Origin of the sequence: Burkholderia thailandensis E264 (genome assembly GCF_000012365.1) — a bacterium.
Taxonomy (GTDB): Bacteria; Pseudomonadota; Gammaproteobacteria; order Burkholderiales; family Burkholderiaceae; genus Burkholderia; species Burkholderia thailandensis.
Map to the genome: position 1 here is coordinate 1,523,280 of NC_007650.1, position 25,632 is coordinate 1,548,911.

Here is a 25,632-nt window from a genome sequence, read left to right on the forward strand (position 1 = left end):
GGTTGCGGGTTGGGTTCGTCAGGATGGCGACAGATGCTGCGAGATCAATTGCGGATTGCTCTCGAGCATCTCGATCTCCGGGGAATAGACTTCGATCTCGAGCCCGTCGGGGTCCTGGAAGTAGACCGCGGTGCGCACGCGGTCGGGGCCCGCGTGAAAGCCGGGCGCCGGGCCGTTGCCCTTGACGATCCGGATGTCTCCGTCCGCCTCGACGAGCGCGGCGATCGTCTTCACGCCGTCCGGGCCCGCGCGCACGCCGAAGTGATAGCCGGGCGGGTAGGCGACGGCGTCCGCCTGCTCGATGAAGAAATCGAAGCCGTTGAGCTCCATTACAACCTTCTTCGGACCGAGGTTGTAGCAGTACGACGCTCCGAAGATTCGGCGGTAGAAGTCGACCGATCGCTCGAGATCGCGCGCGAGGATGTTGATGTGATTCACGCGCAGCTCGCGCGGGCGGCCTTGCTCGGGTGCGTCGCGCAGCCGCCGCCACATCTTGATGCATGCGGTGAAGGTGGCGAAGCCCGCGAGCCAGTCGCGCACGAGGTCGGCCGATGCGTCGGCCGCCTTCAGCGACAGCGCGAGCGGATAGCAGAACGCGCCCGGATGGGCTTCGCGCCAGATCGCGGGCGCTTCGCCTTCGTTGCCGGCCGCATCGATGCGGATCTGCGCGGCGGCGGCCCAGCCGGGCACGCCGGCGCGCCCGGCGCCCGCGGCGGCCGACGCCGAGCGCGACAGCACGAACACGCCGTCGGGCGCCGGGCCGTCGGCCTGCGGCGCGCGCAGCCGGTAGCCGGCCGCCGTGCATTGCGCGGACAGCGTGCGCGTGAGCCGCTCCGCGTCGGCGGGGGCGGCGTCGAGATTGATCAGTTCGAAAACGAGCATGGTTAGACCTCGCCGGAGGAACGTTGACCGATGAGCAGCGTGTAGCGGCCGATCGACCGCTCGCCGACGGCGAGGCCGGCGTCGCGCACGACACCTGCGATCCACGGCGTCGGGTGCAGCTCGCCGTGATTCGTGTTCACCATCATGTGCAGCGAGAAATCGGCGGACAGCGCGGGCGTCACGCGGTCGTCGTTCATCGTCATCGTGAGGATCAGCAGCGCGCCGCCCGGCTTCACGAGGCCGGCCGCGTGGCCGATGACCTCGCGCGCCTCGCGCGCGTCGAAGTAGTGCAGGCAATCGTTGAGCATCACGACATCGGCCGCGCCGCCCTCGAAATTGCGCGCGTCGAGCAGGTTCTTCTCGAAGAACTCGACGCGGCCGCCCAAGTCGTGCGCGTGGATCGTCTTGCGCGCGGCGTCGCGGGTCGTCGGCAGATCCCAGATCTGGCCCGTCAATTGCGGATGGCGGCGCAGCACCTGCGCGAGATACGTGCCGTGGCCGCCCGCGAGATCGATCACCGTGCGCGCGCGCGCGAACACGCCGAGCTCGCTCACGACGTCGACCATCGGCTGGCTCAGGCGCACCATCGCGTCGTTGAACGCGTCGCGCGCGCGCGTGTCGTGCGCGAAGCGGCTTTCCTGCTGGAACGCGAGCGGCTTTTCGCTGCGCAGGATTTCCCCGAGGCGCGGCCAGTTGTCCCATTGCAGATACTGGTGCTCGACGATCGGGCCGATGTAGTCGGCGCTCGTCGTCGTCAGATAGCGCTCGGTCAGCGCGGTGTTGCGGAACGCGTCGCCTTCCTTCGTCAACAGCCCGAGCGCGGCGAGCGCATGCAGCAGGATCGCCGCCTTGCCCTCGACCATGCCGAAGCTCGCGGCGACCTCGGCCGGCGTGCGGCCCGTCTGCGTGAGGTCGAACAGCTTGTCGGCGACGGCGTAATGCAGGATCGCCGATTGCCGGTATTGATCGGACAGCTTCACCAGATCGACGACCGAAGTCAGTGCCGCCTTGTCTTCGGTCGACTCGTAGATGGTCTCGACTGCGGATGCGTTCATTGAGGTCCTCGTTCGATGTGGTCCTGAAATAAAGCGGTGCGCGGCGATGCGCCGCGCGGCTATGGGGTGACGCCCGACGCGCCTTGCCCGGGCTCGGGCCCGCGCGCGCGGCGCAGCACGATCCGCTCGCCGCGGCCGATCGCGAGGCGCTCGCGCGGCCGCAGGCCCCAGCGGCGCGCGACGTCGTCGATCGCCGCGGCGAGCCACGACGCCGATACGGGCGCGTCGCGGCTCGCCGGGTGTGCATACAGCAACAGCTCGTCGGCGAGATCGGCGCCGAACAGCGCGTCGCACAACGCGAGATCGGCCTCGACGAACAACTCGTTGACGCCTTGCTTCGCGAGCCGCGCAAACGCGTCGGGCAGCGGCAGGCAGGCGTCGGTGTCGGCAACCGGAGCCGACGGTGCGCCGGCGGGCCGCGCATCGGCGCGATCGGCGCGATGGCCGCTGCCGCACGCGTCTTCGCATGCGCGCCCGCCTTTGTCGTCGCGATGCAGCGCGAGCGTCGGCGCGCCGTCGGCGGGCGCGCACGCGACGCTCGCCGCGCCGAGCGCCGCACAGTCCCGCGCGCTCACGACGTAGCGGGGCGCGGCCCCGTCGCGCCCGACGGCGCGGCCGGCGTCGGGCGCGCGTTCGAGCACGACCGAGCTGCGCGCGCGCCAGTGCCGGAGGTCGTCGCGCGCCTCGGACGGCGCAGCGTCAAGCGCCGCCAGGTCGGCCGAATCGGGCGCGGGCGGTCCGTCGATCGGCAGGCTGAGCGTCGCGCGCGTCCACGGCCGGCCGCGCTCGATCCGGCTGAAAAAGCCGATGTTCAGCTCGCGCGCCTGCGCCTCCAGCAAGCCTTGCTCGACGACGATGCCCGCGTCGGCCAGGCGCGCGGCTCCGCGCCCCGCGACCTGCTCGAACGGATCGCGCGCGGCGATCACGACGCGCGCGACGCCCGCCGCGACGAGCGCGTTCGCGCACGGCGGCGTCCTGCCGAAGTGCGCGCAGGGCTCGAGCGTCACGTACGCGGTTGCGCCGCGCGCGCGTTCGCCCGCTTCGCGCAGCGCGTGCACTTCCGCGTGCGGTTCGCCCGCGCGGCGGTGCCAGCCCGCGCCGAGCGTCTGGGCGCCGCGCGCGATCACGCAGCCGACGCGCGGGTTCGGATGCGTCGTGTAAAGCCCCTGTTCGGCGAGCCGCAGCGCATGGGCCATGTGCATGCGGTCGATGTCGGAGAACGTGCTCATCGTCGGCGGCCCGTCCGATCGGTCGAGGGCGGCGCGTACACCGCCGGCGCCGCTCGCGGCGCGCGGGCGTGCCGCATCGACGGAGGGCGTGCGCGCCGGCCGGCGCTCGATCCGGCGTTCATCGCGACTCCGCGAGGCGAAAACCCATCGCGTAGATGTCGCGCTGATAGCGGCCGTGGCGGCGCGCGCAGCGCGCGAGATCGCCGAAGCGCGTGAAGCTGCCGCCGCGCGCGATCCGGTAGCCGCCCTGCGTGACGGCGAGATCGTCGGCGATCGCCTCGCCGCCCGGATACGGGCGATAGTCGTCGGCGACGTATTCCTCGACGTTGCCGGCCAGATCGTCGATGCCGAACGCGCTGCGCCCGAGCGGGAAGATGCCGACGGGCGTCGTCGACAGCGGCCCCGCCTCGACCGTGTTCGCCGCGCGCGGATCGAACGCGTCGCCCCACGGATACTCGACGTCCGCGCCGCCCGACGCCGCGTACTCCCATTCGGCCTCGGTCGGCAGCCGGAAGCGCCGGCCGGTCGCTTCGCCAAGCCAGGTCGCGTACGCGTCGGCGGCCTCGGCGGGCACCGACCAGACCGGATGGTTCGCGCGCTCGAGCGGGTAGACGCCGAACGTCCACGACGTCGGCAGCCACGGCGCGCCCGTCTCCTCGAGGAACCGCCGGTATTCGAGGTTCGTGACCGGGTAGCGCATCATCCGGTACGCGGCGAGCTCGACCGTATGGCGCGGGCATTCCTTCTCGATCCATTCGTCGATCACGCCGACGCGCGCCCATTCGGCGATCACCTGCGGCACGCGCGCCGGCTCGGTGCCGAGCCGCGCGCGCGCGGCGGGCACGTCGCACATCGGCGGATCGAGCGCTCGGATGCGCGGATCGCCCGCGAATCCGAGCAGCGTGCCCGCCGCGTAGCGCCGCTCGAACGGCGCGTCGGGACTCTCGGCGATCGCGATCCACTGCGCGCTCGTCATGCGCAGCAAATCGACATGCGTCGAGAAGACCGTCGCGCTCGTGCGCGCGACGAACAGATCGTCCGGCAGCGCCATTGCCGCGCGGTCGCTGAGGCGGTTCGGGTTGTCGGCCAGCTTGAGCGTCATCGGCGTCCACTCGCGTCAGTCGAATCGGTTTTGCGGGCCGTCATCACCAGATAGTGCAGGCCGGCTTTCGGCCGCGGCACCCGCTGGCTGTCGACGGGGGTGAAATGCGCGGCGCGCAGCAGTTCGGCGAGCTCGGGCTCGGTGAACTCGCGATAGAGGCGCTGCGCGTGGTTCGCGTAGAGCCGCCCGGGGCCGTCGGATTCGAACACGGAGATCGTGAAGCGCCCGTCGGGCCGCAACAGTGCGTGGATGCGCGCGAGGTACGTGCCGTACGCGTCCGGATGCTGGTGGTGCAGGCAGCCGTTGTCGAGCGCGCCGTCGAAGCGGGCTTCGCCGTCGAGCTCGGACACGGGGCACGCGACGAAGCGCACCCGCTCGCCCCAGCGCTGCGCGAGCGGCGCCCACTCGGGCGGCTCGACGAGATCGACCGCCGTCACCCGGTGCCCTTGCTCGAGGAAGTACGCGGTGTCGCGGCCGCGGCCCGCGCCCGCGTCGAGGACGACGGCGGGGCGGCCGAGATGCGCGTGCAGGATCGCACTCGCCGGACGCATCGCCGCCTCGTCGGTCCAGACGTCGCGGCCGTCGTGATAGCTCGACACGAAATCCGAGCGCAGCACCGCCGCGTATTCGTGCGGCGCCGCGAGCGGCGCGTCGACGGGCGCGATCGCGCGTTGCGCGTCGATGTAGTGCGGTTCGGCGGCGCTCATGCGCGCTCCAGCGGAATGCGGTACACGCTGCCGTCGTACGAGCTCGCGAGGAACGCGCGCGCGGCCGGATCGTACGCGAGCGACGATACGCCCGCCGTCGTCACGCGCGCGTCGAGCGCCCAGCGCGTCTCGACGCGGTCGTAGACGGCGACGCGGCCGTTGTAGCTGCCGGTGGCGACGTAGCGGCCGTCGGCGCTCGCCGCGACGCATTTGATCGAGTGCGTGTGCGGCGTCGCGATCACCTCCGCGTGATGGTCCGGCGACCAGATCCGCAGCTTCAGGTCGCGGCTCACCGACGCGAAGTAGCCGTCGCCGAGGCCCGCGCAGCCGTTCGCGATCTTGTCGTGCGCGCGCTTGAGCTCGAACGCCGGCTCGAGCGTCGACGCGCGATACCAGGTGGCCGACGCGTCGGCCGCGACCGAGAAGATCAGATCGCCGGAGATCGCGATGCCCTTGACTGCGTTCGCGTGCAGCGGCAGGTCGGCCACGTGCGTCGCCCGTGTGCCGTCGATCCGCAGCACGATGCCTTCGCCCGTATACGTGCCGATCACCGCATGCGCCGCGCCGTCGCGCGCGAACGCCACGCCGCAATTCAGCGGCGAGCGGTGCTGATGCAGTTCGCGGCCGCTGCGCGCGTCGAACACCTTGCCGAGCTGGCCGCCCGTCAGGATCAGGTCGCCCGCTGGCGCGAGGAAATTGCACAGGCTGCCCGTGCGCGCATGCTCGCGCTGGTCCACCCGCACGATGCCCGCGTCGCCGATCGTCCACAGATGGCCGTCGACGGGCTGCACCGCGTTCACGCCGTGCGTCGGCGGCAGCTCGGCCGCGTCCCAGCGCTCGGTCTTCCAGTTGTAGCGGCGGTAGCTCGAGTGGAACGTCGAGAACACGATGTGCTCGTCGCCCTCGAACGAGCACGAGCGCGGCCACACCTCGGGCGGCAGCGCCGCGCCGCCGAGCGCCTGCGGCTCGCCCGCCGCGCCGACCCTCCAGAGCCGCATCGTGCGGTCGTACGACAGCGACACGAGCAGGCCGCGGTCGCCGTCGAGCACGAGGCGCTTCACGCCCGCGTCGTGCGCGGCGATCGTCGCGCGCGCGCCGTCGACGCCGATCGAGATGATCTCGCCCTCGTCGTTGCCCGCGAAAATGCGGCCGTCGGCGGCGATCGCGATCGTGTCGGTCTCGATGCCGTCGAGATCGATGTCGGCGACGAGGCCGTTGTTCGCGAGCGACCAGCGCTTGATCGTGCCGTCGTCGCTCGACGAGACGATCTCGTCGGCGCCGCGCATCCATTCGACGGAGATCACGTCGGCCGTATGGCCGCTGAACGTGTGCAGCAGCCTGCCGCCGAAATCGTAGACGCGCACGCGGTGATCGCGCGACGCGGTCGCGACGAGCGGCTTGTCCGGATGGAACGCGCTCATCTCGACGTCGTCCTCCTGATCAGCGAACACGGCGACGAGCCGCAGATCGGGCACGGTCCAGAGGCGGGCGCTGTAATCGGACGACGACGTGACGACGTACGCGCCGTCGGGCGAGAACGCCCCCTGATTCGCGAGGTGGTCGTGCATCGCGCGGGCGAGCGGACGCTGGGTCTTCGCGTCCCACAGGATGACCTGGTTGTCGTAACCGGCCGTCAGAACGTACTGGTCGCGGTGCGCGGCAATCCCGCTGATCGGTGCGCGGTGAGTGATCATTGCAGTTCCTGGCTGAGGTTGATGGCGTGGCGGTGGTGATCGATCTTCGCGCGCAGGTAGCCGTGGTTCGTGGTGTTGACGAACACGCCCGTCTGCAGCACGCGCCGGATGCGGATGCCGTGCTTCTCGATCTGCGAGACCTTGTCCGGGTTGTTGGTGACGAGCGAGATCTCGGTGACGCCGAGCGCCTGCAGCATTTGCGCGGCGACGCGGAAATCGCGCATGTCGTCGGGGAAATTCAGCGCGCGGTTCGCCGCGAACGTGTCGAGGCCCTGCGAGATCTGCAGGCGGTACGCGTCGAGCTTGTTGTACAGCCCGATGCCGCGCCCCTCCTGGCGCAGATAGAGCAGGATGCCGCCTTCACGGCCGAACATCGCGACCGACTCGTCGAGCTGCTCGCCGCAATCGCAGCGCGCGGAGCCGAACACGTCGCCCGTCAGGCACTCGGAATGCACGCGCACGAGCGGCGCGTCGGCGAGCGGCCCGAAAACGAGCGCGAGATGCTCGGCGTTGTCGCATAGGCCCTGGAACGTGACCATTTCGGCATCGAACCGCTGTTGCGCGGTGCGCGGACGAATGGGCACATTGACGCGCGTACGGACGGACGCGCTCATCGTTGGGGAAATTCGACCATCGTTCATGCTGTGCCTCAAGGTTATTCAACATTGAGATACGCATCGCGAAGAACACGGAAGTCTTTGGATTGTTATGTCGAATGCTTGAATCGATTTCCGGCTTGTTGCTGTCTCTCGGGTTCTAGGCGAGCTCTTGATTGGCTGCTGCGTTCGATTGTGCAAAAGCATCGCCGATTGTGCATCCGTACCGATTACGGTATCGCCGATCATTTCCCGATCCGTTTTTCTTCGGGTTCCAGGCGGCGCCCGATTCGCGCTCGACCGGAGCGCCATCCGTTCGGCCGCCGCCCGTTGGGTTGCCGCCCGTTGGGTTGCGCGTTCAACCAATCTCGGCCGCTGTTCGCGCCGACGCCGGCGCAGGCGCTGCCGCCTTGCCGTAGTCGACAGGCGCATCCGCCGGGCGCGGCGTCTCGCCCGCGCGTTCGATCCAGCCGCCGCCCAGCGCGCGATACAGATCGACGAGGTTCGTCCAGCGCGCGAGCCGCGCGCTGATCAGTTGCTGCTGCGCCGAATACAGATCCGTCTGCGCGGTCAGCACCGACAGATAACTGTCGACGCCGTTCTTGTAGCGCAGGTCCGACAGATCGTAGCGGCGCTGCTGCGCGTGCTCGTTGCGCTCGAGCGCCGCGATCTGCTGATCGTACGTGCCGCGCGCGGCAAGCCCGTCCGACACCTCGCGGAACGCGCTCTGGATCGCCTTCTCGTAGTTCGCGATCTCGATGCGCTTCTGCACGTGCGCGAGATCGAGATTGGCGATGTTCTGTCCGCCCTCGAAGATCGGCAGCGCGATGCTCGGCGCGAACGACCACGCCGCCGTGCCCGCCTTGAACAGGCCGCCGAGCGTCGGGCTCGCGGTGCCGAACGCGCCGGTGAGCGAGATTTTCGGGAAGAACGCCGCACGCGCCGCGCCGATGTTCGCGTTCGCCGCGCGCAGCGTCTCCTCGGCCTGCATGATGTCGGGGCGGCGCGTCAGCAGATCGGACGGCAGCCCGGCCGGGATGTCGGTCAGCAGATTCTGCGCATTGAGCGGCAGGCCGGCCGGCAGATCGTCGGGCAGCGGCTCGCCGATCAGCAGCACGAGCGCGTTGACCGCCTGCGCGCGGGCGCGCGCCTGCGCCTGCTGGTTCGCGAGCGCGGTCTCGACGACCGTCTGCGCCTGCCGCAGATCGAGCTCCGAGCCGGTGCCGTTGTCGAACTGCAGCTTCGTCAGGTCGTACGACGCGCGCGCCGTCTTCAGCGTGTTCTCCGTGATCTGCAGCAGATCGTCGGTCGACAGCAGCGTCAGATACTGATCGGCGACGCTCGCGACGAGCGAGATCTCCGCGGCCTTGCGCGCCTGCGCGGTCGCGAAGTATTGCGCGAGCGCCTGATCCTTCAGGCTCTGCACGCGGCCGAACAGGTCGAGCTCCCACGACGCGGACACGCCGACATTGTAGGTCCGCGAGATGAGCGGCTGGCCGGTTACCGACACACCGGCCGGCGTGCGCTGGATCGTGCCCGTGCCGGTGCCGTCGAGCGTCGGGAACAGGCCCGCGCGCGTGATCCGATACTGCGCGCGCGACGCCTCGACGTTGAGCACCGACACGCGCAGATCGCGGTTGTTCTTCAGCGCGATCTCGATCAGCCGCTGCAGGCGCGGATCGACGAAGAACTCGCGCCAGCCGATGTCGACGGCCGCCTGGCCGTTCGCGCTGCGCGCGCCGGCCGCGGCGCCCGGCTGCGCGGCGTAGACGCCGTCGGTCGGGAACGCGCCCGACACGGGCGCGGCCGGACGCTCGTAGCGCGGCGCGAGCGTGCAGCCCGCGGCGAAGAGGGCGGCCGCGACGGCGGCGGCGCGAACCGCCGTGCGCGCGATCGACGCGCACGCGGCGCACGAAGCGCGGGCAGCGCCGCGCGCGCGGCGGCGGCAACGGCGCGGGACCGCCGCCGTATCGTGAGGGAAGCGATGCATCGTGTCGTTCATGGTTATCGAGTGGCTGCGAGAAGTTGCGCGCGCTCGCTGCGCATCGCCGCGCCGTGATCCTTCGCGACGAACGTATAGACGGTCGGCAGCACGAACAGCGTGAACAGCGTGCCGACCAGCATGCCTGTCGACACCGTGATGCCGATCGCGAAGCGGCTCGCCGCGCCGGCGCCCGCGGCGAACACGAGCGGCACGAGGCCCGCGACCATCGCCGCGGTCGTCATCAGGATCGGTCGCAGCCGCACCGCCGCCGCGCGCTCGATCGCCTCGCGCCGGCCGAGCCCTTCGTGGCGCTGCAGATCGTTGGCGAAGCTGACCATCAGGATTCCGTGCTTCGAGATCAGCCCGATCAGCGTGACGAGCCCGATCTGCGTATAGATGTTGAGCGTCGCGAAACCGAGGTAGAGCGGGGCGAGCGCGCCGCAGATCGACAGCGGCACCGACACCAGGATCACGAGCGGATCGCGCAGGCTCTCGAACTGCGCGGCGAGCACGAGGAAGATCACGATCAGCGCGAAGCCGAACGTGACGGCGAGCCGGTTGCCTTCCTGCACGTATTGCCGCGATTCGCCGAGCCAGTCGATCGAGAAGCCGGCGGGCAGCTTCTGCGCCTCGAGGAACGCCACCGCGTCGCCCATCGTCACGCCGGGCGCGGGCACCGCGGAGAACGTCGCCGCGTTCATCTGGTTGAACTGGCTGAGCGCGTTCGCCTGGCTGCCGTTCGTCACGTGAATCACGGTCGACAGCGGAATCATCTGCCCCGAGCCCGTCTTCACGTAATAGCGGCTGAGCATCTCGGAGGACAGCCGCTCGCCGCGCGACACCTGCGGGATCACGTCGTACGAGCGGCCCTTGAAGTTGAAGCGGTTCACGTAGTTCTCGCCGACGAGCACGGCGAGCGTGTCGGCGATGTCCTTCATCGTCACGCCGAGCGTGTTCGCCTGATTGCGGTCGATCGTCACGCCCACCGCGCGGCTGTCGAACGTCAGATCGCTGTCGAGCACCGCGAAGAGGCCGCTCTTTTGCGCGGCCGCCTTGATCCGTTCCATCTGCGCGTAGAGATCCGCGAAGCCCGACGGCGCGCGCAGCACCATCTGGATCGGCAGCCCGCCGCTCGACGCGGGCAGCGCCGGCAACTGGAACGCGAACACGCGGTCGCCGCGAATTCCGTCGCCGCGCGCCTGGATCAGCGCCTGCAGCGCCGCCGCGCTGCGCGTGCGCTTGTCCCAGTCGACGAGGTTCACGCCCGCGAAGCCGAGATTGCTGCCGCCGTAGCTGTTCAGGATGAAGCTCGTGTCGGCCTCGGGCAGCGTGCGGAACACGCGCTCGATATCGGGCGCGTAGCGTTCCATGTAATCGAGGTTCGCGTACTGCGGCGCCTTCACCGCGACCATGATCGAGCCCTGGTCCTCCTGCGGCGCGAGCTCGCGCTTCACGCCCGAGAAGAGCAGCACGATGCCCGCGAGCACGCCGGCGCCGATCAGCAGAATCGCGGGCCGCGCGGCGAGGCTCGCGTGCAGGCCGCGCCGGTACGCATGCGTCACGCGCTCGAGCGTGCGCTCGATCGCCTTCGCGACGCGGCCCTCGGACATCCTGCTCGTGAGCAGCAGCGAGCCGAGCATCGGCGACAGCGTGAGCGCGACGATGCCCGACACGAGCACCGCGCCCGCGAGCGTGAACGCGAACTCCTTGAACAGCGAGCCGGTGAGGCCGCCCATCAGCCCGATCGGCGCATAGACGGAGATCAGCGTCGCCATCATCACGAGCACGGGCGACGCGATCTCGCGCGCGCCGATCAGCGCCGCGCGCACGGGCGGCTCGCCCTGCTCGATGTGGCGGTGGATGTTCTCGACGACGACGATCGCATCGTCGACGACGAGCCCGATCGCAAGCACCATCGCGAGCAGCGTCAGCAGGTTCAGCGAGAAGCCCGCGGCGAGCATCAGCGCCGCCGAGCCGACGAGCGACAGCGGAATCGTCAGCACCGGGATGATCACCGCGCGAAACGAGCCGAGGAACAGGAAGATCACGACGACGACGATCGCGATCGCCTCGGTGAGCGTCGAGCGGACCTCGGCGATCGACGCGTTGACGAAGCGCGCGCCGTCGAACATGTTCGCGATCTGGACGCTCGCGGGCTTGTTGCGCTCCATCGCGGGCAGCACCGCGCCGACGCCGCGCACGATCTCGAGCGGGTTGCCCGCGGGCGTCGCGTTGACCGCGATGTACACCGCGCGGCGGCCGTTCATCAGCGCGCTCGAGTTGTAGTTCTCGCCGCCGATCTCCACGGTCGCGACGTCCTTCAGCCGCACGAGGCCGCCGCCGTTCGGCGCGCTTTTCACGACCATCTCGTTGAACGCGCCGACGTCGGTCAGATCGGTGTTCGCCGAGATGTCGGCGATCGTGAGCGAGCCCTTGACCTGGCCCGGCGCCGCCTGCACGTTGTTCGCGCGGATCGCCGCGGCGACGTCGCCCGCGGCGAGCCCGTGCGCGGCGAGCCGCGTCGCGTCGAGCCAGACGCGCATCGCGAGGTTCTGGCCGCCGAGGATCTCGGCGGAGGCGACGCCCGGCACCGTCGTCACGAGCGGCTGCGCGACGCGCACCACATAATCGGTGATCTGCGGAATCGACAGCGTATCGCTCGCGAAGCCGAGATACATCACCGCGGTCGGCGCGTCGGTGAGCTTCGTGATCACCGAATCGTACGCGTCGGCGGGCAGCTTGTACTTCACCTGCTGGACCTTGGCCATCACCTCGGTCATCGCGCGGTCCGCGTTCGCGTTCAGGCGCAGCCGCGCCTTCACGACGCTCTTGCCTTGCGTCGTCGTCGACGTGATGTACTCGATGCCGTCGGCGGTCGCGATCGATTGCGCGATCGGCGTCGTCACGAAGCCCTGCATCAGGTCTTGCGACGCGCCCGGATAATCGGTCGCGACGCTGATCGTCGCGCTCTCGAGCGCCGGATACTGGCGCACCGGCAGCGACATCAGCGCGCGCAGGCCGACGAGCAGGATCAGCAGGCTGAACACGAGCGACAGCACCGGGCGGCGGACGAACACGTCCGTGAAGCGCGCGCGGGCCGCGCCGGAATCGTGGGGCGCGCCGGCGTTCATTGCGCGGCTCCCGAGCCCGCGCCGTCGTCGAGCGCGACCTTCACCCTGTCGCCCGCCGCGAGCCGTACCTGGCCCGACGTGACGACCACGTCGCCCGGGCGCAGCCCGTCTGCGATCGCGATGCGGCCGTCGGCGCGCCGGCCGGTTCTCACCGGCTGCAGCCGCACGACGCCGAGCCCGTCGCGGCCCGGCTTGCCGACGACGAGCACCGATTCGCCGCGCTGCGAAGTCTGCACCGCGGTGTCGGGCACGGTCAGCGCGCGCTCGCGCGGCGGCAGCTCGAGCCGCGCCTGGATGTACATGCCCGGGCGCAGCAGGCGATCGGGGTTCGACAGCGTCGCCTGCACGGCGACGTTGCGCGTGTCGGCGCTGATCTGCGGCTCGATCGCGCTCACGCGCGCGACGAGCGTGCGCTCCGGATACGCGTCCGTCGTGATCGATACGCTCTGGCCGAGACGCAACTGGCTCAGGCTCTTCTGCGGCACCGTGAAGTTCGCGTACAGCGTGTCGAGATCGGTGAGCGTCGCGATCGCGTCGCCCGCGTTCAGATATTGGCCGAGGTTCACGCGGCGCAGGCCGAGCACGCCGTCGAACGGCGCGCGCACCGCCTTTTGCGTGATCACCGCCTGCGTCTCGCGGATGTCGGCCGCGGCCGCGTCGAAATCGAAGCGGTGCTGATCGAAGAGGTTGCGCGGCTCCGCGCCCGTCTGCGCGAGCGCCTGCGACCGGTCGAGCTGGCGCTTCGCGTAGGCGGCCTTCGCCTGGATCGACGCGAGCTTCGCGTGCTCCGGCTCGTCGAAGAGCTGGACGATCAGTTGCCCCTTGCGCACCGCCGCGCCCGCGTCGAACTGCAGCGCGACGATGCGCCCGGCCACTTCGGGCGCGAGCGTCACCTGCCGGACCGCGTCGAGCGAGCCGACCGCGTCGAGCGTCACGCGCTCGGGCGCGGCGCGCACGGCGACGGCCGGGACCGTCAGCGCGGGGAGCGCGGCGGGGGGATGATCGGCGGCCTGCACGCGGCTTTCCCGCCACAGGAACAGCCCGCCGAAGATGAACGCCAACAGCGCCAATGCAAGCAATAGCCGACGGCCCATGGAAATCTCTCAATCATTTTGTAAGAATCGCGGACATGATTTGTCTGACGATCCAATAAGTCAAGCATATCCTTTTTTTATTTGGGTGATTGTCCGGCGTGCATCGCGATATCATTGCATTGCACAAGTCCGGCATTTGATAATGCAACGATGGACGATAATTTTTCAAAACAGGAAATTCCGGTCTCCGAGCGCGTGCTGAACGTGCTGAAGCGGCGCGGGCCGCTGCAGGCGGCCGAACTCGGCGCGTACCTCGGCACGACGGGCGAAGCCGCGCGGCAGCAATTGAAGAAGCTCGAGGCGGAAGGGCTCGTCGAGGCGGAGAACATGCCGCAGGGCGTCGGGCGGCCGGCGCGGATCTGGCGGCTCACGTCGCTCGGCCACGGTCACTTTCCGGACGCGCACGCGGACATGACGGTCGACCTGATCCGGATCATCCGCACGACGCTCGGCCAGCCGACGCTCGATCTGCTGATCGCCGCGCGCGAGACGGAGATGCGCCGCACGTACGCGCAGACGCTCGCCGGCGTGACGGACCCGGAGAAGCGGATCGCGCGGCTCGCCGAGCTGCGCGACCGCGAGGGCTATTTCGCCGAGTGGTCGCGCGCGCCCGACGGCGACGGTTGGCTCTTCATCGAGAATCACTGCCCGATCTGCGCGGCCGCGACCGCGTGCCAGGGGTTCTGCCGCTCGGAACTCGAGATCTTTCGCGAGATGCTGGGCGATGCGCTGACGATCGAGCGCATCGAGCACATCCCGGCCGGCGCGCGGCGCTGCGCGTACCGGATTCGGCCGAGCGGCGCGGGCGAGGCGGCGGAAGACGGGCGCGCGCGTCGCGAATGACCGGCTCGCCGGCGCCCCGGCCGGCCGGCCGCGCGTGCGCTAGCGGCCCGGCTAGCGCGACGCCGCGCGCAGGAATTGCCCGCAGCGGCGCGTGTCGCCGAAGCCTTCGGCGAACGCGCCGTCGCGATACACGAGCTGCCCGTTGACGAGCGTCGCCGCGATCGCCGCGCCGCTGCGGTTCACGAGCCGCCGCAGCCCGCCGAACACGGCCATCTCCTCTTCGTGATACGCGTCGACCGACGCGTCGAGATGCGCGGGATCGACGATCGCGATATCGGCGCGGTCGCCCGCGCGCAGCGTGCCGGCGTCGACGCCGAAGTACGCGCCGAGCTCGCCCGTCAGCCGATGCACCGCCTGCTGCACCGACATGAACGGCCGGCCGGCGCGCTCGGCCTCGCGCACGCGGCGCAGGAAGCGCACGGGCGCGTTGTAGAACGCCATGTTGCGCAGGTGCGCGCCCGAATCGGCGAAGCCGATCTGCAGCGACGGATGCGTCGCGATCCGGTCGAGCACGTCCGCGCGGTGATTCGCGATCGTCATGCACCAGCGCAGTTGCTGCCCGTGCGCGACGACGAGATCGAGGAACACGTCCGCCGGATGGATGCCGCGCTCGTCCGCGACCTGGCCGAACGACTTGCCGACGACCGACGCGTCCGGACATCCGACGATCCGCGTGTCGTGCAGATCGCGCGTCCAGAGCCGCAGATCGAGCCCCTTGCCGACCTGCCTGCGGAACTCGCGCCGATAGCCTTCGTTCTGCAGCAGCCGGTTGCGCTCGAGCGCGTCGTTCAAATGGAGCGCCGCGCGGCCCGCGCCGAATTCCTCGAAGATCACGAAATCGATGCCGTCCGCGTAGACCTCGAACGGCACCGGCAGATGCTGCCAGACGAGCTCGCCGCGAAACAGCGCGTTCGCGAGCCGCACGCCGCCGAGCTGCACGTCGATGGTGCCGCGCGGCGCCGCCTTGCTGTCCGCCGCGACGAGCAGCGACGTGCGCAGCGGCTTGCGCACGAAGTAGCCGCAGCTCTCGGCCATGAAGAGCAGGCCGTTCAGCGGATTCGTCGTGTTCGGCGCGCTCTGCAGCACGCGGCCGCGGCGGCGCAGCACGCGGTTCAGCCGCCGGTATTCGCGCCACGTCGCGAACGTCGACGGCAGCGACTTCGACCGGTAGCGCTCGCCGTCGAGCTTGTCCCAAGGCGTCGTCATCGACGACAGGCCGACGAAGCCCGCGTCGAGCGCGTCGTCGAGCAGCCGCTCCATCCGTTGCAGCTCGGCCTCGTGCGGGCGTACGCGGTCGTCGACCGCGCGCCCGAGGCCCAGCACGTGCGTGCGCAGGTCCGAGTGGCCCAGGAACGCGGCGACGTTCGGGCCGAGCGGCAGCGATTCGAGATGGCGGACGTACGCAGCCGCGGTGTCCCAGGTCTTCACGCGCGACAGCACGGCGAGCATCTGCTCGCGCGGCAGCGCCTCGACGCGGCTGAAGAGGTCGGTGCAGTCGAGCGCGTTCGCATGGACCGTCGACAGCGAGCACGAGCCGAGAAAGACGCTCGTCACGCCGTGCCGCACCGATTCGGGCAGCCCCGGCGAGACGAGAATCTCGGCGTCGTAATGCGTGTGGATGTCGACGAAGCCGGGCATCACCCATTTGCCGGCGGCGTCGATCACGCTCGCGCCGTCCGCGGCGAGCGGCGCCTCCGACACCATCGCGACGCGGCCGTCACGAATGCCGAGCTCGCGCATGCGGGGCGCGGCGCCCGTGCCGTCGAACCACAAGCCGTTGCGGATGATTGTGTCGTAGCGCGCCATCTTGGGGGGTCTCCATATCGTTCTGTAGACGGCCGGGGGCGGCGAACCGCGACGCGACGGCCGTCGTGCTCCGTCGAAACATGACATTGAGCGATGTCAAGATGAATTGCAATCGAATATTGCTTCGAATTGACGCATCGATTCGCCCGGCACGCGCACGCACGGGCAAGGGCCGCGCCGCGGGGAATCGCCCGCCCGCGATCCGGACATCGCGAGCGCGCGGCGCGGCGCGCCCATCGCACGGCCGTGCGCGGCCGTGCGCGTTCGTCCGGCGTCGGCGTGCCGGGCCGCGCCGAACGACGGCATCGTCCGCGCAGGGCGTCGCGCTGCGCCGCACCATTGGGCACGCGCGCGCCCGCGCGAACCCGCTCGGCGCGGCGAGAGACGCGACGGCCCGCGTCGCGAGCGCGCCGCGCGGCGTTCGCGACGGCGCGCGCCGCGCGTTGACCCGCTTCAAATATCGGCGCGGCTGCGCACGTAAAGTGATCGCATCGCTGCGTCCCACGTCGCCCCGCGTTCCCACGATGCCGAACCCACGCCGCCTTCGCCTGACGCTGACCGTCGCGCTCGCCGCCGCCGCGCTCGGCTTTGCCGCGCTGCGCTCGCCCGGGTGGTTCGGCGCGCCGAAGCCGCCGCCGCGGATCGTCGTGTCGGGCAACATCGAAGCGCACGAAAGCGTGCTGAGCTTCACGCAAGTGCAGGCGCCGATCGTCTACCTGCCGTTCGACGAAGGCGCGCGCGTCACGCGCGGCACCGTGCTCGCGCGCGTCGACGACCGCGTGTACCGGCGGCAGACCGACATCGACCGCGCGAACGTCGACGTGCAGACCGCGCAGGTCGAAGCGAACCGCAGCAACGTCGCGGCGCTCGAGCACGGTGTGCTCAGCGACCGCTTCGATCTCGACGAAAAGCGGCTCGACTTCGTGCGCGCCGATACGCTCGCGCGGCAATCCGCGGTGTCGCAGCAATCGCGCGACCTCGCGCAGACGGCCGCGCGCCAGTCCGCCGCGGCGCTCGCGCGCGACGAGGCGCTGCTTGCCGCCGCGCGCAACGACGTCGCGCTCGCCGTGGCGGGCGTCGCGGCCGCGCAGGCGAAGCGCAAGCTCGACGAGGCGACGCTGTCGTACACCGAGCTCGCCGCGCCGTTCGACGGCGTGATCGCGGTGCGGCATGCGGAGCTCGGCCAGCTCGCGGGGCCGGGCGTCGCGATCTTCACGATCGCCGAGCTCGATCACGTCTGGCTGCGCGCCTACGTGAACGAGCCCGACGTCGGGCGCATCCGGCTCGGCGAGCCCGCCGACGTGCGCACCGACGCGTATCCGTCGGCCGTCTATCGCGGCCGGATCAGCTTCGTGTCGCCGCAGGCCGAATTCACGCCGAAGACGGTCGAGACGCACGAGGAGCGGGTCACGCAGGTCTATCGGGTCCGCATCGACATCGACAACCCGACGCACGAGCTGTTGCCCGGCATGCCGGCCGATGCGACGATCGCCGCGCTCGCGAGCGGCCGATGAGCGCGCCCGCCGCCGCCCCGGCCCCGGCGACCGTGCGCGTCGAGCATGTCGCGCGCCGCTTCGGCACGGTCGATGCGGTGCGCGACGTGAGCTTCGAGGTCGCGCGCGGCGAGATTTTCGGCCTCGTCGGCCCGGACGGCGCGGGCAAGACGACGCTGATGCGGATGCTCGCGGGCGTGCTGCGCCCGGATGCGGGCCGCATCGAGCTCGACGGCGTCGACGTGATCGCCGCCCCCGAGCGCGCGCGGCTGTCGCTCAGCTACATGCCGCAGCGCTTCGGGCTGTACGAAGATCTCACCGTCGACGAGAACGTGTTCTTCTACGGCGAGCTGTTCGAGGTGCCGCGCGCGCGGTATCGCGCGGACCTCGCCGATCTGCTTGCGGCGGCGGGGCTCGGGCCGTTCCGGCGGCGGCTCGCGGGCCAGTTGTCGGGCGGCATGAAGCAGAAGCTCGGGCTCGTGTGCGCGCTGATCCACCGGCCGAACGTGCTGCTGCTCGACGAGCCGACGACGGGCGTCGATCCCGTGTCCCGCCGCGACTTCTGGACGATTCTCTACCGGCTGCGGGAGACCGGCGTGACGATCGTGATGTCGACCGCGTACATGGATGAAGCGCAGCGCTGCTCGCGGCTCGCGCTGCTGCACGCGGGCGCCGTGCGGCGGTGCGACACGCCGGCGCGGCTGAAGCGCTCGATGCCGGGCGCGCTCGTCGCGGTCGGCGGCGGCGATCCGCGCGCGATCCGCGACGCGCTCGCCGGTGCGCCCGGCGTGCTCGGCACGCTGATGATGGGCGATCGCGTGCACGTGCGCGTCGACGACGCGGCGAGCCGCACGCCCGAGCTCGATGCGCGGCTCGCCTCGCGCGGCATCGCGCATGCGCCGATCGTCGGGATCGAGCCCGGCATCGAGGATACGTTCGTCGCGCTCGTCGGAGACGCCGGATGACGCGCGCGACGATACCGCCCGCGCGCGGCACGCCGGGCGCGCCGCGCGCCGCCGAGGCAAGCGCGCGCGCGGGCGCGGCGCGGCCCGACGCGCACGCCGTCGTCGTCGCGCGCGGGTTGACGAAGCGCTTCGGCGCGTTCACCGCGGTCGACGCGCTCGATCTGTCGATCGCGCGCGGCGAGGTCGTCGGCTTCATCGGCCCGAACGGCGCGGGCAAATCGACGACGATCCGGCTGTTGTGCGGGCTGTTCGCGCCGAGCGCCGGCAGCGCGACGGTCGCCGGCTTCGACGTGGGCACGCAGGCCGAGGCGGTGCGCGCGCACATCGGCTACATGTCGCAGAAATTCTCGCTGTACGGCGATCTGTCGTGCCGCGAGAACCTGCGCTTCTTCGCGGGCATCTACCAGGTGCCGCGCGACATACGCGACGCGCGCATCCGCTTCGCGATCGAGATGGCCGGGCTCGAAGGGCGCGAGGATGCGCTCGTGAGCACGCTCGCGGGCGGCTGGCGGCAACGGCTCGCGCTCGGCTGCGCGATCCTGCATCGGCCGCCCGTGCTGTTTCTCGACGAGCCCACCTCCGGCGTCGAGCCGCAGGCGCGCCGGCGCTTCTGGGATCTGATCCACGGGCTCGCGGCCGACGGCGTGACGGTGCTCGTGTCGACGCATTACATGGACGAGGCCGAGTACTGCAACCGGATCGCACTGATCGACGCGGGCCGGCTGATCGCGCTCGGCAGCCCGCAAGCGTTGCGCGAGCGCGAGCTGGGCGGCGCGCTGTTCGAGCTCGCGTGCGCGCCGCTCGGCGAGGCGGTCACCGTGCTGCGCGGCGCGCGCGGCGTCATCGACGCGTCGATCTTCGGCGACCGGCTGCACGTGCTCGTCGCGCGCGACATGCCGGCGCTCGCGCTGCGCGACGCGCTCGCCGCCGCGCGCATCGACGCGGGCGAGCCGCAGCCGGTCCGCCCGAGCCTCGAGGACGTGTTCGTGCGGCTCGTCGCGCGCGCCGACGAACGCAAGCGGAGCGAACCATGCGCATCCGGCGGCTGATCGCGATCGCGTACAAGGAGACGCTGCAGATCTGGCGCGATCCGCGCAGCCTCGCGGTCGCGCTGCTGATGCCGCTCATGCAGATGGCGCTGCTCGGCTACGGCGTGAGCCTCGACATCAAGCACGTGCCGCTTTGCGTGCACGACGAGGAGCGCAGCCAGCTGAGCCGCGAGCTGATCGAGCGCTTCGTGTCGTCCGGCTGGTTCGCCGGCGTGCGCACGCTCGGCAGCGAAGCCGCGCTGCGCTCGGCCGTCGACCGCCACGCGTGCGCCGCGGCCGTCGTCGTGCCCGTCGACTTCTCGCGCACCGTCGCCACGCGCGGCGCGGCGGCGGTGCAGACGATCTTCGATGCGACCGACACGAACACGACGAACATCGCGATCGGCTACGCGCGCGGCGTGCTCGCGCAATTCGGCGCGGACCTGAACGCGCGCTGGCAGGCGGCGCACGGCGTGCCCGCGCAAACCGTCGGCGCGATCGATCTGGAGCCGCGCGTGTGGTTCAACGAAGGGCTCGACAGCCGCAATTTCGTCATTCCGGGGGTCGTCGCGGTGATCCTCGCGCTTGTCGGCGCGCAACTCACGTCGCTCACGATCGCGCGCGAATGGGAGCGCGGCACGATGGAGCAGTTGATCTCGACGCCTGTCTCGCCGCTCGAGCTGATGCTCGGCAAGGTGATTCCGTATTTCGCGGTCGGCTTCGTCGACGCGGCGTTCTGCCTGCTCGCCACCGTCTACTGGTTCGGCGTGCCGTTTCACGGCAGCGTGCCCGCGCTCGTCGCGACGACCGCGCTCTTCACGCTCGTCGTGCTCGGCATCGGCTATCTGATGTCGGTGCGCATCCGCAGCCAGTTGGGGGCGAGCCAGATCGCGCTGCTGCTGACGATGCTGCCGACGACGATGCTCTCCGGCTACACGTTCGCGATCGAGCAGATGCCGGCGCCGATCCGGGCGATGACGTTCGTCGTGTACGCGCGCTACTACGTGACGATCCTGCGCTCGGTGTTCCTGAAGGGCGGGCCGATCGCGAACATCGCGGCGCCGTTCGCGGCGCTCGCGCTGTACGCGTTCGTGATCGGCTGGCTGAGCGTGCGCGCGTTGCGCAAGCGCATCGATTGACCCGCGCCCGCAGAGCCGCCATGTTCGACCGCGTGCAATCGATGCTCGTCAAGGAACTGCTGCAGCTCAAGCGCGACCGCTGGGCGCTGATCCGGCTGTTCGTGCCGCTCGTCGTGCAGGTGATCGTCTACGGCTACGCGGCGACCTTCACCGTCAATCACGTCGCGACGGCGCTGCTCGATCTCGACCGCAGCGACGCGAGCCGGGATCTCGTGTCGCACTTCGTCGCGACAGGGCGATTCGACATCGTCGACGTCGCGGCGAGCGACGACGCGATCCGGCGCGACATCGACGGCGGCCGCGCGGAGTTCGCGATCGTGATCCACGCGGGCTTCTCGCAGTTTCTCGGCAACGGGCGAACCGCGCCGCTTCAGGTGATCGTCGACGGCACGAATTCGAACACCGCGCTGATCGCGCTCGGCTACGCGAGCCAGATCGTCGCGCGGTTCCAGGCCGACCGGGCGTCGCGCGCGTGGCCGGCGAGCGCGGGCGCGGCGCCCGCCGCGCTCGCCGTGTCGCTGCAAGAGCGGCCGTGGTTCAACCCGGGGCTCGACGATCGATGGTTCTTCATCCCGGGCGTGATCGGCACGCTGACGCTGATCCAGGTCGTGAGCCTCACCGCGTTCGCGGTCGTGCGCGAGCGCGAGGTCGGCACGCTCGAGCAGATCATGGTGAGCCCGATCCGCCCCGTCGAGTTCATTCTCGGCAAGACGGTGCCGTTCTTCCTGATCGGGCTCGGCGACGTCGCGCTCGTCGCGGCGATCGGCATCGTCTGGTTCCACGTGCCGTTCGTCGGCGACTGGCTCGTCATGCTGCTCGGCGTCACGCTGTTCCTGCTCGCGACGCTCGGCTTCGGGCTGCTGCTGTCGACGTTCTCGCGCACGCAGCAGCAGGCGTTCGCGCTCAATTTCTTTCTCGTCAATCCGATCTTCATCCTGTCCGGCTTCGCGTTTCCGATCGCCGCGATGCCGCGCGTGCTGCAATGGCTGACGTATCTGAATCCGCTGCGCTATTTCCTTGTCGTGATTCGCGCGCAGTTCCTGAGCGGCGCGGGGCTGGCCGTGCTGTGGCCGCAGCTCGCGGCCATGGCGCTCCTTGGCGTCGCGATGCTTGCGCTCAGCGTGCTGCGCTTCAGGAAATCGCTCGATTAGCGCGACGGCGCACGTCGCCCCGCGTGGTTGACGCACGTCAAGCGGCGGCGCCGCCGCGGCGCTACGTTGTGACGTATCGTGACGCGCGCCGCAGGGGGACGAGATGAATGCTACGACGATACGAGCCGCGGCGCGCGCGGCCGGCGTCGCGCTCGCATGCGCGCTCGCGGCGAGCGCTTCGGCACAGATCCATGTCGGCCACGCGGGCGGCTTCCACGGTGGCCACGGGGGCGGGTTTCGCGGAGGTGGAGGGCGTGGCGGCGCATCTCGCGGCGGCGCGCCGTTGCACGGACACCCGGACTTCCACGGCCGCGACTTCGGCCATTTCGCGCCGCACGATAACCTGCGCTGGCGCGGCGGTCACTGGTCGCACGGCTGGCACGGCGGGCGCTACGCATGGTGGTGGATAGTCGGCGGCGTCTGGTACATCTATCCGGAGCCCATCTATCCTTACCCGACCTACGTTCCGCCCGCCGTGGTCGAGCAGGCGCCGCCGCCCGTGCCGCGCGGGCTGCCGCCCGCGCGCGCGTGGTACTACTGCGCCGATCCGCAGGGCTATTTCCCGTACGTCGCGTCGTGCAACGTGCCGTGGCAGGCCATTCCGATTCAGCCCGACGAGCCGGTGCGGCCGTGAGCGCCCGGACGAAGCGGGCCGGCGCTCGTCGCGGCCGGCGAAAGGGTCCGCGAGTGCGCGCCGCCCGGGCCGGCGCTCGCGCGCCGAGCGCAGCTAGCCTTCATGGGCCGCGCGCCGCGGCGGAAAGCGCGAGAACGCGTCGCGGCCGGTATCCGGCCCGACATCGCCACGACGCGCGCGGCCACGGCCGGCCCGCACGCGACCGTCGGCCGCCGGCGCGGGCCGATCGCGCAGGTTCGGATCGATTGAGTACGGATTTGCACCAATCGGCGCGCGCGAACCGGCACGATGTGCGCCACCGTTGATCGGCGTCAACCGCGTGCGCGGGCGATCGCCGATGCTCGGTGGTGTACGTCGCGCGCCGCGTGCCGCCACGGCAGGCATTCCGGCGATTCCGCGATTGCGGCGCGCCCGCGCATGCCGCCGCCGGCCGCCCGGCGCCGCACGCGAAACGTACGACCTATCGACAAGGAAAGACGATGATCTACGGATCGAACGAACTCTATGCGGCGATGCGGCAGCGCCGCGATCGCATGCCCCGCGCGCACCCCGCGGACGGCTACGGCGCGCCGGCGCGCCTGAAGAGCGGCATGGGCTGCACCGAATGCGGCGCGCTGTATGACGACGGCCGCTGGAGCTGGCACGCGGCGGCGGGCACGCTGCTGCAGATCGTGTGCCCCGCTTGCCGCCGGATTCGCGAGCGCGCGAGCGCGGGCGAGCTGATGCTCGAAGGCGGCTACTTCGCGCGCCGCCGCGACGACATCGTCGCGCTGCTGCGCCGTCACGCGGGCGACGATCTCAACGGGCGCCCGCACGAGCGCATTCTGTCGATCGACGCGCCGCGCACGCACATGGTCGTGCGCACGACGGGCTCGCATCTCGTCCACCGGCTGAGCGAGGCGCTCGTGCGCGCGCACCGCGGCGATCTCGAAATCGACTATCGCGAAGGAGAGGACGTGCTGCGCGCGCGCTGGATGCGCGAGACCGCATAGCGTCCGCGGCTTTCGCTTCCCCGTATCGCAACACGCACGCCGAGGCATCCCGATGAAAAGCGAAACCGGATATTTGGGATTCGTCGTCGTGCTCGTGTTCATGGTGCTGCTCGCGCTGCAGCTCGCGACGCTCAGCGCGCCCGCGACGCAGATCGCATACAGCGACTTCCGCAAGCTCGCCTCGGCCGCGCAGGTCGACGATCTCGAAGTCAGCCCGACGAGAATCACCGGCGTGCTGCGCAACGCGGCCGCGGCGGCGGCGCTGCCCGCGTCCGATGCGCAAGCACTCAAGCGCGCGGGCGCGCCGTGGCGCTTCTCGACGAAGCGCGTGACCGACGAGCGGCTGATCGACACGCTCACGGCGACGGGCACCCGCTATCGCGGCGCCGACGACGACACGTGGATCGGCACGCTCGCATCGTGGATCGTGCCGATCGCGGTGTTCGCGATCGTCTGGAACCTGATGCTGCGGCGTCCGCGCGGCGGCCTGCAGGACTGGTCGGGCGTCGGCAAGAGCAAGCCGCGCGTCTACATGGAGGCGAAGACCGGCATCGATTTCGACGACATCGCGGGCATCGACGAGGCGAAGGCCGAGCTTCAGCAGATCGTCGCGTTCCTGCGCGCGCCCGCGCGCTACCAGCGGCTCGGCGGCAAGATCCCGAAGGGCGTGCTGATCGTCGGCGCGCCCGGCACCGGCAAGACGCTGCTCGCGAAGGCGGTCGCGGGCGAGGCGGGCGTGCCGTTTTTCTCGACGAGCGGCTCGTCGTTCGTCGAGATGTTCGTCGGCGTCGGCGCGGCGCGCGTGCGCGATCTGTTCGAGCAGGCGCAGCAGAAGGCGCCGTGCATCATCTTCATCGACGAGCTCGACGCGCTCGGCAAGGTTCGCGGCGCGGGCCTCGCGTCGGGCAACGACGAGCGCGAGCAGACGCTGAACCAGTTGCTCGTCGAGATGGACGGGTTCCAGGCGAACTCGGGCGTGATCCTCATGGCGGCGACCAATCGTCCGGAGATTCTCGATCCGGCGCTGCTGCGCCCGGGCCGCTTCGACCGGCACATCGCGATCGACCGGCCGGATCTGACGGGGCGCCGGCAGATCCTGTCGGTCCACGTGAAGCACGTGAAGCTCGGGCCGGACGTCGATCTCGGCGAGCTCGCGTCGCGCACGCCCGGCTTCGTCGGCGCGGATCTCGCGAACATCGTCAACGAGGCGGCGCTGCACGCGGCCGAGCTCGACAAGCCGGCGATCGACATGTCCGATTTCGACGAGGCGATCGACCGCGCGATGACCGGCATGGAACGCAAGAGCCGCGTGATGAGCGAGCGGGAGAAGATCACGATCGCGCATCACGAGGCGGGGCACGCGCTGATCGCGCAAACCCGCGCACACAGCGATCCGGTGAAGAAGGTGTCGATCATCCCGCGCGGCATCGCGGCGCTCGGCTACACGCAGCAGGTGCCGACCGAGGATCGCTACGTGCTGCGCAAGAGCGAACTGCTCGATCGGCTCGACGTGCTGCTCGGCGGGCGCGTCGCCGAGGAAATCGTGTTCGGCGACGTGTCGACGGGCGCGGAGAACGATCTCGAGCGCGCGACCGAAATGGCGCGGCACATGGTCGCCCGGTACGGGATGAGCGAGCGGATCGGCCTCGCGACGTTCGGCGACGGAGAAGGGCCGGGCCTGCCGCCCGTCGTCTGGCAGCGCGGCGGCGAGCGCTGCAGCGAGAGCACCGCGACGCGGATCGACGACGAGATACAGCGGCTCCTCGCCGAAGCGCACGATCGCGTGTCGCGGACGCTGAAGGAGCGGCGCGGCGCGCTCGATCGGATTGCGCAGTATCTGCTGAAGCACGAGGTCGTCGACCACGACCGGCTCGTGAAGCTCGTCAACGACGAGCCGGTGCCGCAAAGCGATGCGGGCGGCGACACGGCGCAACTCGGCGGCGGCGATCCCGCTTTCGCGCCGGCGAAACCGGCGGTGGACGCCGGCCAGCCCGATGTCACCGACACAACCGATAAAGCCGATCAGTCCGTGCCGCAGTGAAGGCGGGGGCAAGGCGCTAGCCGCCGCCACCGCCGTCTCCGTCGTGCCCGGCCGTGCGCCGGAAAG

At 70.5% G+C, this 25,632-nt stretch carries 20 protein-coding genes and 1 pseudogene; 9 read left to right on the forward strand and 12 right to left on the reverse strand.

The window, feature by feature from the left end:
- Positions 1-18: 18 nt before the first annotated feature.
- From BTH_RS06545 to BTH_RS06590, 11 genes and pseudogenes are all read right to left on the reverse strand, one after another.
- Positions 19-882 carry a VOC family protein gene (locus tag BTH_RS06545; protein ID WP_009896920.1) on the reverse strand — a complete coding sequence of 288 codons (864 nt, stop codon included), beginning with the start codon at positions 880-882 and terminating at the stop codon, positions 19-21.
- A gap of 2 nt (positions 883-884) precedes the next feature.
- Positions 885-1,937 (reverse strand): methyltransferase, encoded by a 1,053-nt coding sequence (locus BTH_RS06550; RefSeq protein ID WP_009896921.1) that lies wholly within the window; start codon positions 1,935-1,937, stop codon positions 885-887.
- A 59-nt stretch (positions 1,938-1,996) separates the two neighbouring features.
- Entirely contained in the window at positions 1,997-3,166 is a 1,170-nt protein-coding gene (gene ribD, locus BTH_RS06555; protein WP_009896922.1) for a bifunctional diaminohydroxyphosphoribosylaminopyrimidine deaminase/5-amino-6-(5-phosphoribosylamino)uracil reductase RibD, read from the reverse strand.
- Between the two features lie 118 nt (positions 3,167-3,284).
- Positions 3,285-4,268 carry a formylglycine-generating enzyme family protein gene (locus tag BTH_RS06560; RefSeq protein ID WP_009896923.1) on the reverse strand — a complete coding sequence of 328 codons (984 nt, stop codon included), beginning with the start codon at positions 4,266-4,268 and terminating at the stop codon, positions 3,285-3,287.
- The gene (locus BTH_RS06565) at positions 4,265-4,975 is read right to left on the reverse strand and encodes a 1,6-didemethyltoxoflavin N1-methyltransferase (protein ID WP_009896924.1); all 711 of its coding nucleotides are present in this window, start codon (positions 4,973-4,975) and stop codon (positions 4,265-4,267) included. The genes BTH_RS06560 and BTH_RS06565 overlap by 4 nt, the downstream gene beginning before the upstream one ends.
- Positions 4,972-6,669 carry a WD40 repeat domain-containing protein gene (locus tag BTH_RS06570; RefSeq protein WP_009896925.1) on the reverse strand — a complete coding sequence of 566 codons (1,698 nt, stop codon included), beginning with the start codon at positions 6,667-6,669 and terminating at the stop codon, positions 4,972-4,974. Before BTH_RS06570 ends, BTH_RS06565 begins: the two co-directional genes overlap by 4 nt.
- Positions 6,666-7,283, reverse strand: a complete 618-nt coding sequence (gene ribA, locus BTH_RS06575; protein ID WP_009896926.1) for a GTP cyclohydrolase II — start codon at positions 7,281-7,283, stop codon at positions 6,666-6,668. The genes BTH_RS06570 and ribA overlap by 4 nt, the downstream gene beginning before the upstream one ends.
- A gap of 45 nt (positions 7,284-7,328) precedes the next feature.
- Positions 7,329-7,627, reverse strand: a pseudogene (locus tag BTH_RS34970) (hypothetical protein).
- A complete protein-coding gene (gene oprB / locus BTH_RS06580; protein WP_227739546.1) occupies positions 7,624-9,267 on the reverse strand; it encodes an efflux RND transporter outer membrane subunit OprB in 1,644 nt (547 codons plus the stop codon). Before oprB ends, BTH_RS34970 begins: the two are co-directional and overlap by 4 nt.
- 2 nt (positions 9,268-9,269) lie before the next feature.
- Entirely contained in the window at positions 9,270-12,380 is a 3,111-nt protein-coding gene (locus BTH_RS06585; protein WP_009896928.1) for an efflux RND transporter permease subunit, read from the reverse strand.
- Positions 12,377-13,474: an efflux RND transporter periplasmic adaptor subunit gene (locus BTH_RS06590; RefSeq protein ID WP_011401222.1), complete on the reverse strand. Its 1,098-nt coding sequence runs from the start codon at positions 13,472-13,474 to the stop codon at positions 12,377-12,379. The genes BTH_RS06585 and BTH_RS06590 overlap by 4 nt, the downstream gene beginning before the upstream one ends.
- 150 nt (positions 13,475-13,624) lie before the next feature.
- Between BTH_RS06590 and BTH_RS06595 the strand changes: the two genes are divergently transcribed.
- On the forward strand, positions 13,625-14,317 hold the full coding sequence (locus BTH_RS06595) for a helix-turn-helix transcriptional regulator (RefSeq protein WP_009896930.1): 693 nt from the start codon (positions 13,625-13,627) through the stop codon (positions 14,315-14,317).
- A gap of 51 nt (positions 14,318-14,368) precedes the next feature.
- Here the strand turns inward: BTH_RS06595 and BTH_RS06600 are convergent, their stop codons facing one another.
- Positions 14,369-16,123, reverse strand: a complete 1,755-nt coding sequence (locus tag BTH_RS06600; RefSeq protein ID WP_009896931.1) for an N-acyl-D-amino-acid deacylase family protein — start codon at positions 16,121-16,123, stop codon at positions 14,369-14,371.
- A 524-nt stretch (positions 16,124-16,647) separates the two neighbouring features.
- On the opposite strand from BTH_RS06600, the gene BTH_RS06605 reads away from it, so the two are divergent.
- From BTH_RS06605 to ftsH, 8 genes are all read left to right on the forward strand, one after another.
- Positions 16,648-17,637, forward strand: coding sequence for an HlyD family secretion protein (locus BTH_RS06605; RefSeq protein WP_025370283.1), 990 nt, complete (start codon positions 16,648-16,650; stop codon positions 17,635-17,637).
- Complete coding sequence (locus BTH_RS06610; RefSeq protein ID WP_009896934.1) at positions 17,634-18,581, forward strand: ABC transporter ATP-binding protein; 948 nt, start codon at positions 17,634-17,636, stop codon at positions 18,579-18,581. The genes BTH_RS06605 and BTH_RS06610 overlap by 4 nt, the downstream gene beginning before the upstream one ends.
- Positions 18,578-19,630: an ABC transporter ATP-binding protein gene (locus BTH_RS06615; RefSeq protein WP_009896936.1), complete on the forward strand. Its 1,053-nt coding sequence runs from the start codon at positions 18,578-18,580 to the stop codon at positions 19,628-19,630. Before BTH_RS06610 ends, BTH_RS06615 begins: the two co-directional genes overlap by 4 nt.
- Complete coding sequence (locus tag BTH_RS06620; RefSeq protein ID WP_009896938.1) at positions 19,612-20,748, forward strand: ABC transporter permease; 1,137 nt, start codon at positions 19,612-19,614, stop codon at positions 20,746-20,748. Before BTH_RS06615 ends, BTH_RS06620 begins: the two co-directional genes overlap by 19 nt.
- 20 nt (positions 20,749-20,768) lie before the next feature.
- Positions 20,769-21,899 carry an ABC transporter permease gene (locus tag BTH_RS06625; protein WP_009896940.1) on the forward strand — a complete coding sequence of 377 codons (1,131 nt, stop codon included), beginning with the start codon at positions 20,769-20,771 and terminating at the stop codon, positions 21,897-21,899.
- A gap of 103 nt (positions 21,900-22,002) precedes the next feature.
- Positions 22,003-22,533 (forward strand): hypothetical protein, encoded by a 531-nt coding sequence (locus BTH_RS06630; RefSeq protein WP_011401225.1) that lies wholly within the window; start codon positions 22,003-22,005, stop codon positions 22,531-22,533.
- Between the two features lie 479 nt (positions 22,534-23,012).
- Positions 23,013-23,525 carry a BCAM0308 family protein gene (locus BTH_RS06640; RefSeq protein WP_009896944.1) on the forward strand — a complete coding sequence of 171 codons (513 nt, stop codon included), beginning with the start codon at positions 23,013-23,015 and terminating at the stop codon, positions 23,523-23,525.
- Positions 23,526-23,577: 52 nt separating this feature from the next.
- Positions 23,578-25,566 carry an ATP-dependent zinc metalloprotease FtsH gene (gene ftsH, locus BTH_RS06645; RefSeq protein WP_009896945.1) on the forward strand — a complete coding sequence of 663 codons (1,989 nt, stop codon included), beginning with the start codon at positions 23,578-23,580 and terminating at the stop codon, positions 25,564-25,566.
- Positions 25,567-25,632: the final 66 nt, after the last annotated feature.